Origin of the sequence: Klebsiella sp. 141161 (assembly GCF_050600815.1) — a bacterium.
GTDB lineage: Bacteria > Pseudomonadota > Gammaproteobacteria > Enterobacterales > Enterobacteriaceae > Klebsiella > Klebsiella aerogenes.
In genome coordinates, this window is record NZ_JAQIRN010000003.1 from 98568 (window position 1) to 112661 (window position 14094).

General features: G+C 59.5%; 14 protein-coding genes. 8 read left to right on the plus strand and 6 right to left on the minus strand.

Annotated elements, in window-relative coordinates; genetic code table 11:
• The first annotated feature begins 106 nt into the window (after positions 1 to 106).
• On the plus strand, positions 107 to 1015 hold the full coding sequence (locus PGR79_RS08790; protein WP_213794280.1) for a LysR substrate-binding domain-containing protein: 909 nt from the start codon (positions 107 to 109) through the stop codon (positions 1013 to 1015).
• On the opposite strand, the gene PGR79_RS08795 is transcribed toward PGR79_RS08790, so the two are convergent.
• From PGR79_RS08795 to PGR79_RS08810, 4 genes are read right to left on the minus strand one after another with little or no spacing between them, the layout of a single operon-like run.
• Positions 975 to 1679 carry an amino acid ABC transporter permease gene (locus tag PGR79_RS08795; RefSeq protein WP_213794279.1) on the minus strand — a complete coding sequence of 235 codons (705 nt, stop codon included), beginning with the start codon at positions 1677 to 1679 and terminating at the stop codon, positions 975 to 977. The two genes, PGR79_RS08790 and PGR79_RS08795, sit on opposite strands and share 41 nt — an antisense overlap.
• Positions 1669 to 2421: an amino acid ABC transporter permease gene (locus PGR79_RS08800; protein WP_316425269.1), complete on the minus strand. Its 753-nt coding sequence runs from the start codon at positions 2419 to 2421 to the stop codon at positions 1669 to 1671. Before PGR79_RS08800 ends, PGR79_RS08795 begins: the two co-directional genes overlap by 11 nt.
• Positions 2418 to 3236, minus strand: coding sequence for an amino acid ABC transporter ATP-binding protein (locus PGR79_RS08805; protein ID WP_015368099.1), 819 nt, complete (start codon positions 3234 to 3236; stop codon positions 2418 to 2420). Before PGR79_RS08805 ends, PGR79_RS08800 begins: the two co-directional genes overlap by 4 nt.
• 5 nt (positions 3237 to 3241) lie before the next feature.
• Positions 3242 to 4051 (minus strand): ABC transporter substrate-binding protein, encoded by an 810-nt coding sequence (locus PGR79_RS08810; protein WP_372585012.1) that lies wholly within the window; start codon positions 4049 to 4051, stop codon positions 3242 to 3244.
• A gap of 280 nt (positions 4052 to 4331) precedes the next feature.
• Here PGR79_RS08810 and PGR79_RS08815 point away from each other — a divergent pair, with 280 nt between their 5' ends.
• From PGR79_RS08815 to tauD, 7 genes are all read left to right on the plus strand, one after another.
• Positions 4332 to 4508 carry a hypothetical protein gene (locus PGR79_RS08815; RefSeq protein WP_015368101.1) on the plus strand — a complete coding sequence of 59 codons (177 nt, stop codon included), beginning with the start codon at positions 4332 to 4334 and terminating at the stop codon, positions 4506 to 4508.
• Between the two features lie 230 nt (positions 4509 to 4738).
• Positions 4739 to 6148 (plus strand): S-methylmethionine permease, encoded by a 1410-nt coding sequence (gene mmuP / locus PGR79_RS08820; protein WP_213317079.1) that lies wholly within the window; start codon positions 4739 to 4741, stop codon positions 6146 to 6148.
• Complete coding sequence (mmuM, locus tag PGR79_RS08825) at positions 6135 to 7067, plus strand: homocysteine S-methyltransferase (RefSeq protein ID WP_430921489.1); 933 nt, start codon at positions 6135 to 6137, stop codon at positions 7065 to 7067. Before mmuP ends, mmuM begins: the two co-directional genes overlap by 14 nt.
• A gap of 221 nt (positions 7068 to 7288) precedes the next feature.
• Positions 7289 to 8251: a taurine ABC transporter substrate-binding protein gene (gene tauA / locus PGR79_RS08830; RefSeq protein WP_047042419.1), complete on the plus strand. Its 963-nt coding sequence runs from the start codon at positions 7289 to 7291 to the stop codon at positions 8249 to 8251.
• Positions 8252 to 8263: 12 nt separating this feature from the next.
• Positions 8264 to 9031 carry a taurine ABC transporter ATP-binding subunit gene (tauB, locus tag PGR79_RS08835; protein ID WP_015368106.1) on the plus strand — a complete coding sequence of 256 codons (768 nt, stop codon included), beginning with the start codon at positions 8264 to 8266 and terminating at the stop codon, positions 9029 to 9031.
• Complete coding sequence (gene tauC, locus PGR79_RS08840) at positions 9028 to 9855, plus strand: taurine ABC transporter permease TauC (RefSeq protein ID WP_430916962.1); 828 nt, start codon at positions 9028 to 9030, stop codon at positions 9853 to 9855. Before tauB ends, tauC begins: the two co-directional genes overlap by 4 nt.
• Complete coding sequence (gene tauD, locus PGR79_RS08845; RefSeq protein WP_015704533.1) at positions 9852 to 10703, plus strand: taurine dioxygenase; 852 nt, start codon at positions 9852 to 9854, stop codon at positions 10701 to 10703. The genes tauC and tauD overlap by 4 nt, the downstream gene beginning before the upstream one ends.
• 4 nt (positions 10704 to 10707) lie before the next feature.
• Here the strand turns inward: tauD and PGR79_RS08850 are convergent, their stop codons facing one another.
• Positions 10708 to 12408 (minus strand): lysophospholipid acyltransferase family protein, encoded by a 1701-nt coding sequence (locus PGR79_RS08850; protein WP_430921491.1) that lies wholly within the window; start codon positions 12406 to 12408, stop codon positions 10708 to 10710.
• Positions 12409 to 13036: 628 nt separating this feature from the next.
• Positions 13037 to 14011: a porphobilinogen synthase gene (gene hemB / locus PGR79_RS08855; RefSeq protein WP_015704537.1), complete on the minus strand. Its 975-nt coding sequence runs from the start codon at positions 14009 to 14011 to the stop codon at positions 13037 to 13039.
• Positions 14012 to 14094 lie beyond the last annotated feature (83 nt).

The window sequence follows — 14094 nt, forward strand, 5'->3', positions numbered from 1 at the left end:
ATGTGTTGTCGTGGGGAATTCCCCCACTGCATCCTCAGGCTTTACCCGCGCGGCGGGAAGATATAATTTTTCTATAGGTGATGCTTTTTTCTGATAGGGGTGAGCGGTGAAATATCTTCCCAAATTGAACCAGCTGCAGGCGCTACGGCAGGTGGCGCGTAGCGGCAGCATCCGCTCGGCGGCGCGTGAACTGGGGCAATCGCAGCCGGCGCTGAGCCGGACATTACGTGAGCTGGAGCAAATCCTCGGCACGCAACTTTTTCTGCGCAGCAAAGAAGGCGTCGCCCTGACCGAAGCGGGAATCGCTTTCTTACAGCGCGCGGAGTGGGTGCTGGAGGAGCTGCGGCGCGCGGCGGATGAGGTGGAACAGATAAACCATGTCACCCACGGTCGGCTGACGGTCGGTTTTTCGTCGCTGATAGCCCTGACGGTGTTTCCGCAGGTGGCCGAAGGATTTAAGCAAGCGCTGCCGCAGGTACAGATGACGGTGAAAGAGGGGCAGCTTTCGTCGCTGCTGCCGGGCGTCCGCAGCGGAGAGATTGACCTGGCGATCGGTTCGGTCGACCCGATGCATCCGCCGGAAGGGGTGATGCTGGAACCGCTGTTTACCGCGCCGTTCTGCGTCATCGCGCGCAAGGGGCATCCGCTGGCCCAGGAGAGCGATCTGCTGGCGCTGCGTAAAGCCCGCTGGCTGCTGCCGGAGTCGCCGATGGGTTACTATCAGCAGCTACAAAACGAGCTGATTCACTTTTATCGCCAGGTGTCGATTACCCCGCTGCGCACCGACTCGGTGATTGTCGGCTTGCAGATGGTACTGGAATCCGATTATCTGACCATCGTCGCGCGCGCCATGAGCCAGCCGCTGCAGCTTGGCGATAAGCTGGTCACGCTGCCGGTATCCACGCTCCCGGCGGCGCAGTATTGCGCGGTATGGTCGCAAAAATCGGCGCTCACCGCCAATGCCCGGCTGTTTCTCAATCGACTGCGAAGCGCCTGTCAGCGCTACGCCTGGTAAAACGGCGGCTCGCCAGCTGGCTGAGGGCGCAGCACAGCAAATAGTAAACCGCGCCGGTAAAGACGAATATCGCCAGCGGATAGATTTGCACCCGGTTATTGACCTGCCCGGCGACGGTGGTGAGTTCCGGCACGTTGACGATAAACGCCAGCGAGGTGTCTTTCAGCAGGCCGATAAAAATGCCGACCAGCGACGGCTGGACGTTGCGCAGCGCCTGCGGCAGCAGGATTAAGCGTAGCGTCTGGCCGGGGGCGAATCCCTGCGTCAGCGCCGCTTCATGCTGGCCGCCGGGCAGGGCGCGCAGCCCCGCCAGCACCGAGTGCATCACCGAGGCGGCGGTGAACCACGCCAACGCCAGCGTGACCGTCACCGCGCCCGGCAGATCGCCGCCGGTCATCATCGGCAGCAGATACCATAGCCAAAAAATAACGAAGATCAGCGGGATACCGCGAATAATTTCCGCCCACAGGAACAGCAGACGACGGACCGCTCCGCCGTAGCGCCAGGCGGCGCAGGCCAGCAGGATCCCACCCGGTAGCGCCAGCGCGGTTGCGCCGATGGCCATCAGTAAGGTGAGCGCCACGCCGCCGGGTTGGCCTTCCGCCAGCCGTCCCCACAGCAGATAATCAAGGTTGTCGGCGATCACCGCGAGGTTAGCGTTCATGTTGTGCGCTCCGTGGCTGACGATATCCCGGACCGAAGCGCGTCAGCGCCAGCCCCATAGCGATACCCAGCGCCAGATACAGTGCGGTGCCGATAGCAAAGGCCTCCAGCGCGTGGGCGTTATAGCTTTCGATTTGCCGCACCTGATAGGTGAGTTCGGCAAAGCCGATACCGCTGGCCAGCGAAGAGAGTTTCATCAGGTTCAGGTACTGGCCGACAATCGGTTGCCAGGCGTTGGCCAGCCCCTGCGGTAGCAGAATAAAACGTAATTCCCCCCACGGGCTAAATCCCTGCGACAGCGCCGCTTCGCGCTGGCCGTGGCTCACGGCGCGCAACCCGGCGGCAATCTCCTCCACCAGAAATGCCGAGGTAAATACGCCGAGCCCCCACATTGAGCAGAGAAATTCCGGCGTCAGCCACCAGACGTCGCCCGGTAGAATCGACCAGCTATGGGAGTCGTTGATAAAATCGCGCGCCGCCAGCGGCAGCAGGTTCCAGGCGGCGAAGTACCAGAACAGCAGTTGAACCAGCAGCGGCGTATTGCGAAACAGCGATACCCACGCCGCCACCAGCCAGCGGCCGGGGCGTCCGCCGCCGAGACGCAGGGCCAGCAGCAGCACCGCCAGCGCGGTGGCCAGCAGTATCCCGGCCACGCTGACCCAGACGGTAGTGAGAAAACCGGAGATAATCCACTGTAGCGGCTGGCCGCTAAGTACGCCATGCCAGTCGAGAGTTGCCATCACTCAATGCTCTCCTGATGCAGCGGGTCGAGCACCTTCTGCAGAAAACGGCGGGTACGCGCATGCTGCGGGCGGGCGAAAAATTCCGCCGGCGGCGCGGTTTCGAGGATTTCGCCACCGTCGATAAACACCACCCGGTCGGCGATTTCGCGGGCAAACTGCATCTCGTGAGTGACCACCACCATGGTGATGCCGCTGTGGGCCAGGGCTTTCATCACCTGCAGCACTTCGCCGATCATCTCCGGATCCAGCGCCGAGGTCGGTTCATCGAACAGGATGATTTGCGGCGAGGAGGCAAGGGCGCGGGCGATGGCGACGCGCTGCTGCTGGCCGCCGGAGAGCTGAGCGGGCATCTGCCGCGCTTTATCCGTGAGACCGACCTGGGTGAGTAATTCCAGCGCCCGCTTTTGGGCGGCATCGTGTTGCCAGCCGTGCACGCGCTCCAGCGCGAGGGTAATATTCTCCTGCGCCGTCAGGTGAGCGTAGAGATTGAACTGCTGAAAAACGAAGCCGACCCGGCTGCGCAATTGGCGCAGCGCGCTGCCGGTCAGGCGGCGGGTCGGTTTGCCATCGATGAGGATCTCGCCGCCGCTTAACGATTCAAGCTGGTTGATCAGGCGGATCAGCGTTGATTTACCCGATCCTGATGGCCCGAGGATCGCCACCACTTCGCCGGGATTGACCGTTAAATTAACGCCGTTAAGTACCTGATGATCGCCGTAGCGTTTAACCACGTCGCGAAAGGTAATACTGGCCTGCTGCAGATGCGAGAAATCCGCGGCTGAAGCCGCGGAGCGTGAAAATAAGGCGGAAAACATCAGGGTTATTTCGCTTCTATGGTAAAGGCGCGCGGCTGCGGAGAGGCGGTGCCAGGGCCAAACCAGGTGTCGTAGATTTTCGCCGCCTGGCCGGATTTTTCCAGCTTAACCAGCTCGTCGTTTACCGCTTTCAGCAGCGCCGGTTCGCCTTTTTTCACGCCGACGCCAATCTCTTCTTTGCTCAGCAGGTCCGGCAGAATTTTAAAGTTGGCTTTATCCGGCGCGCCCGCCAGTAGCCCGGCGAGAATGGTGCTGTCCTGGGTTATCGCCTGCACGTTACCGTTTCGCAGGGCGGTCAGCGCCAATGGAATATCGTCATAGGAGAGTACCCGCGACTGCGGGAAGCGCTGGTGCAGCGCCTGTTCGCCGGTGGTACCTTTTACCGCGCCGATGCGCGCTTTGCTGTAGTCATCCAGTTTATCCGGCGACTTAGCCGGAACCAGGAACTGCTGGCCGGTTACAAAGTAGGGCGTTGAGAAATCAATTACCTGCGCGCGCTCCGGGGTAATGGTGATATCGGCGACGATCAGGTCGGCCTTACCGGACTGCAACAGCGGAATACGGTTAGCCGGGTTAGTGGCCACCAGCTCAAGCTTGACGCCAAGAGATTTTGCCAGAGCTTGCGCGAAATCGACGTCGTAACCCACCAGCTGATGGGTTTTAGCATCCACGGAACCAAACGGCGGGTTGGCGTCGAAGGTGGCGACCTTCACCACCCCGGCGGCTTTGATATCGGCTAACTGGTCGGCCTGCGCCTGGGCGGCCAGCAGCAGCGCGCCCAGCGCAAAAGCGATTTTGGTATAAGTTTTATGCATCATCATTCCCCTGAATCCCTGTTTTGTTTTGTGTTTATCACGCTCCCACAAAAGCGCCTCGTCCGGCAAAGAAGAAAAAATTCTTATCTATAACCAAAATCTCTTAATAAAAATGGGGGTATTGCTGTTAACCAAATCGCTTTTACAGGAAGGGGTTAGTCACCGAAGCGCAGCGGCGAATATGCATCTTCCAGGATTACAAATTCGGAATTGATATTTCCCGCCCGTCGGCGATTGTGGTTGAAATAACAACAACGCAAACCCGACCGATGGAGGAGAAATGAAAGTAGCGCTGTGGCAACGGATTACCGGCTGGCTGGCTTTTTTATCTAACGGAGAAGCCGGGCAGCAAGATGGTCAACGGATGATGGAGGCGATCTTGCCGGTCGCCAGCCTGTATGGCGTGGATCTCGGCAACGTGGAAACCCGGTGGTTTCGCCATGACAAAACATACTGAGCGGCGCTGGACGCGCGAAGCCTACTGGAACGAGGTGTGCTCTGTGTAGCCGAAGGCTGCTTGCGGTTGCGGTAAAAAGGAGAGGCTCCGCAGCCCAAGCAGCTTTAAACCCAGGCTCCTACTCCTGTTCTCCCTGTTTTTTTCCCTTCTCCGTTTTGCAATTTCCCCACCGTCACGGTATAAATGACCTTCATTTGGATGTTTAGACGTCCATACATAAAGAAGGCAATATGCAAACAACATCACAACAACAAGGTGGGCAACTTAAGCGCACCATGAAAACGCGCCACCTGATTATGCTCTCGCTGGGCGGCGTCATTGGCACAGGGTTATTTTTCAATACCGGCTATATTATCTCGACCACCGGCGCGGCGGGCACGCTGCTGGCGTATCTGATCGGCGCGCTGGTGGTCTGGCTGGTGATGCAGTGTCTTGGCGAACTGTCGGTGGCGATGCCGGAAACCGGCGCCTTTCACGTGTATGCCGCGCGTTATCTTGGCCCGGCGACCGGCTATACCGTGGCGTGGCTCTACTGGCTGACCTGGACCGTGGCGCTCGGCTCGAGCTTTACCGCCGCCGGATTCTGTATGCAGTACTGGTTCCCGCAGGTGCCGGTGTGGGTCTGGTGCGTGATTTTCTGCGCGGTGATTTTCGCCCTGAATGTTATCTCTACCCGCTTCTTTGCCGAAGGCGAATTCTGGTTCTCGCTGGTCAAAGTGATCACCATCATTGCTTTTATTATTCTCGGCGGCGCGGCCATCTTCGGCTTTATTCCGCTGACTGACGGTTCACCGGCGCCGGGGCTGCATAACATCACCGCCGAAGGCTGGTTCCCTCATGGCGGCCTGCCGATCCTGATGACCATGGTGGCGGTGAACTTCGCTTTCTCGGGCACCGAACTTATCGGCATCGCCGCCGGCGAGACGCAAAACCCGCATCAGGTGATACCGGTCGCGATCCGCACCACTATTGCCCGGCTGATTATTTTCTTTATCGGCACCGTTTTCGTGCTCGCGGCGCTGATCCCGATGCAGCAGGCGGGGGTGGAAAAAAGTCCGTTCGTACTGGTGTTTGAAAAGGTCGGTATTCCTTATGCGGCGGATATTTTTAACTTCGTGATCCTGACCGCGATTTTGTCGGCGGCCAACTCCGGCCTGTATGCCTCCGGACGGATGCTGTGGTCGCTATCAAATGAGAAGACGTTGCCAGCCTGCTTTGCCAAAGTGAATAAACGCGGCGTGCCGCTAACCGCGCTGTCGGTGAGCATGCTGGGCGGCGTGCTGGCGCTATTTTCCAGCGTAGTCGCGCCGGATACGGTGTTTGTTGCGCTGTCGGCGATTTCCGGTTTTGCGGTGGTCGCGGTATGGCTGAGCATCTGCGCGTCGCATTTTGTCTTCCGCCGCCGCCATCTGCAGCAGGGCAAAGCGTTAAGCGAGCTGCACTATCGCGCGCCGTGGTATCCGCTGGTGCCGGCGCTGGGTTTTGTACTTTGCCTGGTGGCCTGCGTGGGGCTGGCCTTTGACCCAAGCCAGAGTATTGCGCTGTGGTGCGGGATCCCGTTCGTCGCGCTATGTTATGGCGCTTACTATCTGACTCGTACACGGAAATTAACTCAGGAGCCGCAACATGCCGCAGAATAATCCGCTAACCGCCATCCTTGAAACGCAACCGTTCGTGCTGCTGGATGGCGCGATGGCGACGGAACTGGAAGCGCGCGGCTGCAATCTGGCCGATAGTTTATGGTCGGCGAAGGTACTGCTGGAGAACCCGCAGCTGATCCGCGATGTGCATCTCGACTATTTCCGCGCTGGCGCACAGGTGGCGATCACCGCCAGCTATCAGGCAACGCCGGCAGGCTTTGCCGCCCGCGGGCTGGATGAGGCGCAGTCGAAGGCGCTGATTGGTAAAAGCGTCGAGCTGGCGCGTAAAGCCCGCGAGGCGTATCTGGCGGAAAACCCGCAGGCGGGAACGCTGCTGGTGGCCGGGTCGGTCGGGCCATATGGCGCTTATCTGGCGGATGGCTCTGAGTATCGCGGCGATTATCAGCGCAGCGCAGAGGCGTTTCAGACGTTCCACCGTCCGCGCGTCGAAGCGCTGCTGGATGCCGGGGCGGATCTACTGGCCTGTGAAACGTTGCCGTCGTTTGCCGAAATCACGGCGCTGGCGGCGCTGCTGCGTGACTACCCGCGCGCCAGCGCCTGGTTCTCGTTGACCCTGCGCGATGCCGAACATCTCAGTGACGGCACGCCGCTGCGCGAGGTTGTTGCGGTATTGGCCGATAATCCTCAGGTGCTGGCGCTGGGGATTAACTGTATCGCGCTGGAAAATACCACCGCCGCGCTGCAGCATCTGCACAGCCTGACGTCGCTGCCGCTGGTGGTCTATCCTAACTCCGGCGAGCACTATGATGCGCTGACCAAGACCTGGCATCATCACGGCGAAGCCTGCGCGACGCTTGCGGCCTATCTGCCGCAGTGGCTGGCGGCTGGCGCCAGGCTGATTGGCGGCTGCTGTCGCACCACGCCGCAGGATATCGCCGCGCTGGCGGCGGGCCGCTAACACCTGTATTTCTTTCCCCCCGGATGGCGGCGCTCCGCGCCTGATCCGGGCTACCAGTACCGCGAGCCGGGGGGACCCATTTCTTTAATCCCTGTTTTTAACTATCTAATCCCGATTTTCTTCTAAAAACGATTCGCTATTAGGCAGAATTTTTAATTACTTCATCTCCACGCTGATGCCGGAAATACTGCACCCATAACAACTAAGGGGAAGCAGACACTATGGCATTCACATCGCGAATTACTCTTCTGGCGGCGCTGGCTTTCGCTGCCTTCCAGGCTCAGGCGGTTAACGTCACCGTCGCCTATCAAACCTCCGCTGAACCGGCGAAAGTCGCCCAGGCGGACAACACCTTCGCCAAAGCCAGCGGCGCTACCGTTGACTGGCGTAAATTCGACAGCGGCTCCAGCATCGTACGCGCGCTGGCCTCAGGCGATGTGCAAATCGGCAACCTCGGTTCCAGCCCGCTGGCGGTGGCCGCCACTCAGCAGGTACCGATTGAAGTGTTCCTGCTGGCCTCAAAGCTTGGGAATTCCGAAGCGCTGGTGGTGAAGAAAGATATCACTAAGCCGGAAGATCTGATTGGCAAACGCATTGCGGTACCGTTTATTTCGACCACCCACTACAGCCTGCTTTCCGCGCTGAAACATTGGGGAATCAAACCGGGCCAGGTACAGATTATCAACCTGCAGCCGCCGGCGATTATTGCCGCCTGGCAGCGCGGCGATATCGATGGCGCTTACGTGTGGGCGCCAGCCGTTAACGAACTGGAAAAAGAGGGTAAGGTGCTGACCGACTCCGCGCAGGTGGGACAATGGGGCGCGCCGACGCTGGATGTCTGGGTCGTGCGTAAAGACTTTGCCGAGCAGCATCCGGAAATCGTGAAAGCTTTTGCTAAAAGCGCCATCGACGCGCAGCAGCCCTATATCGCCAACCCGGATGCGTGGCTGAAGCAGCCGGAAAATCTCAGCAAGCTGTCGCGACTGAGCGGCGTGCCGGAGGCGGATGTACCTGTGTTAGTCAAAGGCAATACCTATCTTACCGCCGCCCAGCAGGCGCAGGAGCTTAACGGCCCGGTGAACCAGGCGATTATCGATACCGCGAAATTCCTCAAAGAGCAGGGCAAAGTGCCGGCCGCAGGAACCGATTATAGCCAGTTCGTTACCGACCGTTTCGTGAAATAAAAGGAGGCTCCGATGCTGCAAATCTCGCATCTCTCCGCTGATTATGGCGGTAAACCAGCGCTGGCGGATATCAACCTGACGCTGGACAGCGGCGAACTGCTGGTGGTGCTGGGCCCCTCCGGCTGCGGCAAAACCACGCTGCTGAACCTGATTGCCGGATTCGTGCCTTACCAGCACGGCAGCATCACTCTCGAAGGCCGCCGCATCGACGGGCCGGGCGCCGATCGCGGCGTGGTGTTTCAAAATGAAGGTCTGCTGCCGTGGCGCAACGTGCTGGATAACGTCGCGCTGGGATTACAGCTGGCGGGAGTTGAAAAGACCCGACGCCGGGAGATCGCCGCGCAGATGTTAAAAAAAGTCGGCCTGCAGGGGGCGGAAAAACGCTTTATCTGGCAGCTTTCCGGCGGCCAGCGTCAGCGCGTCGGTATTGCGCGCGCGCTGGCGGCGGATCCGCAGCTTTTGCTGCTGGATGAGCCCTTCGGCGCGCTGGATGCCTTTACTCGCGAGCAAATGCAAACCCTGCTGCTGCGCCTGTGGCATGAAACCGGCAAGCAGGTGCTGTTGATTACCCACGATATCGAAGAAGCGGTATTTATGGCCAGCGAGCTGGTGCTGCTGTCGCCGGGGCCAGGGCGGGTGCAGGAACGCCTGCCGCTGGAGTTTGGCCGCCGTTTTGTCGCCGGTGAATCCTGCCGTAGCATTAAATCGGATCCGCAATTTATCGCCCAGCGCGAATATGTGCTTAGCCGGGTGTTCGAACAACGGGAGGCTTTCTCATGAGCGTGGTCCTCAATGATAAACCGCGCCAGCGCGCGCTGAAGTGGCGCTGGCCGCTATCACGGCAGTTGACCCTTAGCGTAGCGACGCTGGCGGTGTTGCTGGCTATCTGGTGGGCGGTGACCGCGTTGCAGCTGATTAGCCCGCTGTTTTTACCCTCGCCGTGGCAGGTATTGCAGAAGCTACTCACCATTGCCGGGCCGCAAGGCTTTATGGACGCGACCCTGTGGCAGCATTTGGCGGCGAGCCTGACGCGTATCGCCATCGCGCTGGTACTGGCGGCGATCGTCGGCGTGCCGGTGGGGATCGCTATGGGATTGAGCCAAACGGTACGCGGGATCCTCGACCCGCTGATCGAACTGTATCGTCCGGTACCGCCGCTGGCGTGGCTGCCGCTGGTGATCATCTGGTTCGGCATTGGCGAAACGCCGAAAATCTTACTGATCTATCTGGCGATTTTTGCCCCGGTAGTGATGTCAACGCTGGCGGGGGTAAAAAGCGCGCAGCAGGTCCGCGTTCGCGCCGCGCAGTCTTTAGGGGCCAGTCGCGCTCAGGTGCTGTGGCTGGTGATCCTACCGGGCGCGCTGCCGGAAATTCTCACCGGCCTGCGCATTGGCCTTGGCGTCGGTTGGTCGACGCTGGTGGCGGCGGAGCTGATTGCCGCCACTCGCGGCTTAGGTTTTATGGTGCAATCCGCCGGTGAATTCCTGGCGACCGATGTGGTGTTAGCCGGGATCGCGGTGATTGCGATAATCGCATTTGTTCTGGAACTGGGACTGCGCGCGTTGCAGCGCCGCCTGACGCCCTGGCATGGAGAAGTACAATGAGTGAACGTCTGAGCATTACCCCGTTGGGACCGTATATTGGCGCGCAGGTGGCCGGAGCCGATTTGACCCGTCCGTTAAGCGACAATCAGTTTGAGCAGCTATACCACGCGGTGCTGCGCCATCAGGTGGTGTTCCTGCGCGAGCAAAATATCACCCCGCAACAGCAGCGCGATCTGGCGTTACGTTTTGGCGATTTGCATATTCATCCGGTCTATCCGCATGCGCCGGGCGTTGACGAAATTATCGTGCTGGATACCCATAACGATAATCCGCCGGACAACGATAACTGGCATACCGACGTGACCTTTATCGACACGCCGCCGGCAGGGGCGATTCTGGCGGCGAAGGAGTTACCTTCTACCGGCGGCGATACCCTGTGGACCAGCGGTATTGCCGCCTGGGAGGCGCTCTCTGAACCGTTTCGCCAACTGTTGAGCGGGTTACGCGCGGAGCACGATTTCCGCAAATCGTTCCAGGAGTACAAGTACAACAAGACGGAAGCGGAGCATCAGCGCTGGCGTGAGGCGGTGGCGAAGAACCCGCCGCTGTTGCACCCGGTGGTACGTACCCATCCGGTAACCGGTAAGCAGGCGCTGTTCGTCAATGAAGGGTTTACCACCCGCATTGTGGATGTCAGCGAGAAAGAGAGCGAGGCGCTGCTGAATTTCCTGTTTGCTCACGTCACTAAACCGGAATTCCAGGTGCGCTGGCGCTGGCAGCCGAACGACGTGGCGATTTGGGATAACCGGGTGACGCAGCATTACGCTAACGCCGACTATCTGCCGCAGCGGCGCATCATGCACCGCGCGACAATTCTTGGCGATAAGCCGTTCTACCGGGCGGGATAAACGGCTAGAGATGCGCGCCGATGTAGCGCTGGTAGCGGTTGGCTTTCAGGTAGGTTAAATCCACCAGTACCAGCCCATCGACGCAGTGATTAAAGTCCGGATCGCTGCCGAAATCGATAAACTGCACGCCGCCCGGCTCGCACACTTCCGAGTACTGTTTATACAGCGGCGGGATGCCGCAGCCGAGGTTACCGAGCAGCGACTTCAGCCGCGTCAGGTCTTCGGTGTAATCCTTGCCGCCAAACTGCGCCAGCACGTCGGGTAGCGAAGCTGGGTAGGGGCGGCGGGATTTGGCCAGCGGATGCGTCGCCGGAAACCATAAGCGGTAGAAGGCGACCAGCAAATCGCGGGCATCGGGCGGCAAACCGCCGGAAATCGAGACCGGTCCAAAAAGATAGCGATAGTGCGGATTACGCGCCAGCCAGGCGCCGATGCCTGACCAGAGATAATCCAGTCCGCGGCGCCCCCAGTAGCGCGGCTGAATGAAGCTGCGCCCCAGTTCAATCCCGTGCTGCAGAATATCGTCCATCCGCGCGTCGTAGTGGAACAGGCTGTAGCTGTAGATGCCCTCCAGTCCCCGTTTTTCCAGTTGCATGGCGGTAGGCATAAAACGGTAGGCGCCGACGATCTCCAGATCTTCTTCATCCCATAAAATCAGGTGCAGGTAGTCATCATCGTAGCTATCGATATCGCGGCGTTTGCCGCTGCCTTCGCCGACCGCCCGGAAGGCTATCTCCCGCAGACGGCCCAGTTCGCGTAGCAGCGGCGCCTCTTCCTGACCGTTGCGCTGCCATAGATAAATCAGCTTACCGTCCGCGGTTTTGCCCAGACATTCGGTTTTTGCCAGCTCGCGTTTGAGCAGCGCACGGTCTTCCGGGCGGGCGATCGCGCTTTCGCTTTTAAACAGGCCGGGTTGTCCTTTACCGAGGCGCTCGACGTGGCGGTAGCAGCGGTCCGCCAGTTCGCGGGCGGAAAGCGGCGGCTGATGCCACGATGACCACGCGATTTGCTGGCCAATGCGTAACGGCAAGCTGCTATCGCGGCGGCGAAACATCTGCTGCATTAACAGCAGCAGCGGCAGATTCTCGGAGAGCAGGGCGCTGGCGTAGAACAGCGGGCTGTTGTGGGCGCGGATCCAGGCCGGCAGCAGCGGCGCGCGGTATTTCGCCGCCAGCTTGATGAAGCCGGGATGCCATTTTTTATCACGGATGCCGCGGCGGGTCAGACGCGAGACTTCCCCCGCCGGGAAGAAGATCAGCACGCCGCCCTGCTGAAGCTGTTGGTCCATCTGCTGCAGCGCTGCTTTGGCGGTACGGCCGTTGATATTATCCACCGGAATAAACAGCGAGCTCAGCGGTTCAAGATGGGTCAGCATGCGGTTAGTGACGACTTTGACATCGCGCCGTACGCGGGAGACCGCATAGAGCAGAGCGAGTCCATCGAGCGTTCCGGTCGGATGGTTGGCGATAATCACCAGCGGGCCATGTTCGGGGATTTGTTCAAGGTCATGCGCTGGGATAGCGCAGCGGATATTGAGATGTTCGAGGACCTGTTCGACCGTATCCAGTCCTTTCAGGTGACGATGGCGGGCGGCAAATTGCTGGAACTCTTCTTCATGCAGAAGCTTTTTCAACACTTTTTTCTGCCAGGGGGCGGGCCTCGCCTGAGGCCACAGGTCATCGAGAACGTTGTCGAGACTAAACATAGTGACTCCTCCTCTGTCCTGCCCAGACAGTAGAAGGCGCAGATGTCGTTCAGATTACAATTCGGTGAAGATTCGGTCTCAGCAGGCGAGGTTTCCCGGATAGCGGCGCGATGCGCCTTATCCGGGCGACCCGCAGCGCCGTTTTTTTGTCGGGTGGCGGCTACGCCTTACCCGACCTACAGTCCGTGCCATTGCGCGCTGCAGAGCTCTACCGTTGTATCCATGGCTACTGAAACTGCCGGTGTTGGTGGCCTCAAAATCGCTGAGACGTTCCCGGCAGGCCGGGGCAGCCCGCATGGATGCGGGCTGAGGGCCGTGATTTGCAGGGACGCTGCCTCGGCCCGACCCGAAGCCTGTAGGGATAAGTCGAAGGAACCACGAAGTGGCGATTTTGGCGGCCAGAGCCCGGGGGTACAGGGGGCGGCGGCGACTGGCCGCCCCCTGTGCGCTCCCTATGCCATGAGAGACATAACGCAGAAGACATTTCGGGAGCGCAATGTGCCCGGAAACAGCATAGAACAACTGTTTCTCCAGGAATGAAACAGTTGCAAACTGATAATAATATCTACGATTTGGCATTTGGTTGGTAGCCCCGGTAAGCGTTAGCGCCACCGGGGAGAGGGAAGGTTTAACGCAGGATTTTTTTCTCGGCCAGATCGAGGGCGAAATAGCTGAAGATCAGGTCCGCGCCTGCGCGTTTAATTGCGCCAAGGCTTTCCAGCACCACTTTCTCTTCGTCGATAGCGCCAGCCTGCGCGGCAAATTTGATCATCGCGTACTCGCCGCTGACCTGATAAGCGCCGAGCGGCAGGTCGGTGCGCTCGCGGATATCACGCAGGATATCCAGATAGGCGCCAGCCGGTTTCACCATCAGGCAGTCCGCGCCCTGCGCTTCATCGAGCAGCGACTCGCGGATTGCCTCGCGACGGTTCATCGGGCTCATCTGGTAGGTTTTACGATCGCCTTTCAGCGCGGTACCGGCGGCTTCACGGAACGGGCCGTAGAACGATGAGGCGAATTTGGTCGAGTAGGACATAATTGCGGTATTGGTAAAGCCTGCGGCATCCAGCGAACGGCGGATCGCCTGTACCTGGCCGTCCATCGCGGCGGATGGCGCGATGAAATCAGCGCCGGCGGCCGCGGCGACCACCGCCTGCTTACCGAGGTTTTCCAGGGTCGCATCGTTATCGACGCCGTGCTCGCACAGCACGCCGCAGTGGCCGTGCGAGGTATATTCGCAGAAGCAGGTATCGGACATGACGATCATTTCCGGCACCGCCTGTTTGGCGATACGGGTCATGCGCGCCACCAGACCGTTTTCATTCCAGGTATCGCTACCGGTCGCGTCGGTATGATGGGAGATGCCAAAGGTCATCACTGAACGAATACCGGCGTTGGCGATGCGCTCAATTTCGCGCGCCAGATGTTTTTCCGGAATACGCATGACGCCAGGCATCGCTTCGATGGCTTTGTAATCGTCAATTTCTTCTTCAACAAAGATCGGCAACACCAGGTCGTTCAAACTCAGTGTTGTCTCTTCAAACATGGCGCGCAGCGAGGCGGATTGACGCAGGCGGCGTGGGCGAGTGATTAAATCTGTCATGGTTTGCCTGATTTTGTGAAATGAAAGAAGGTAGTGTACCGCAAACGACAGCGGGATGTTTCGCCAAAACGATCCTTAACAAT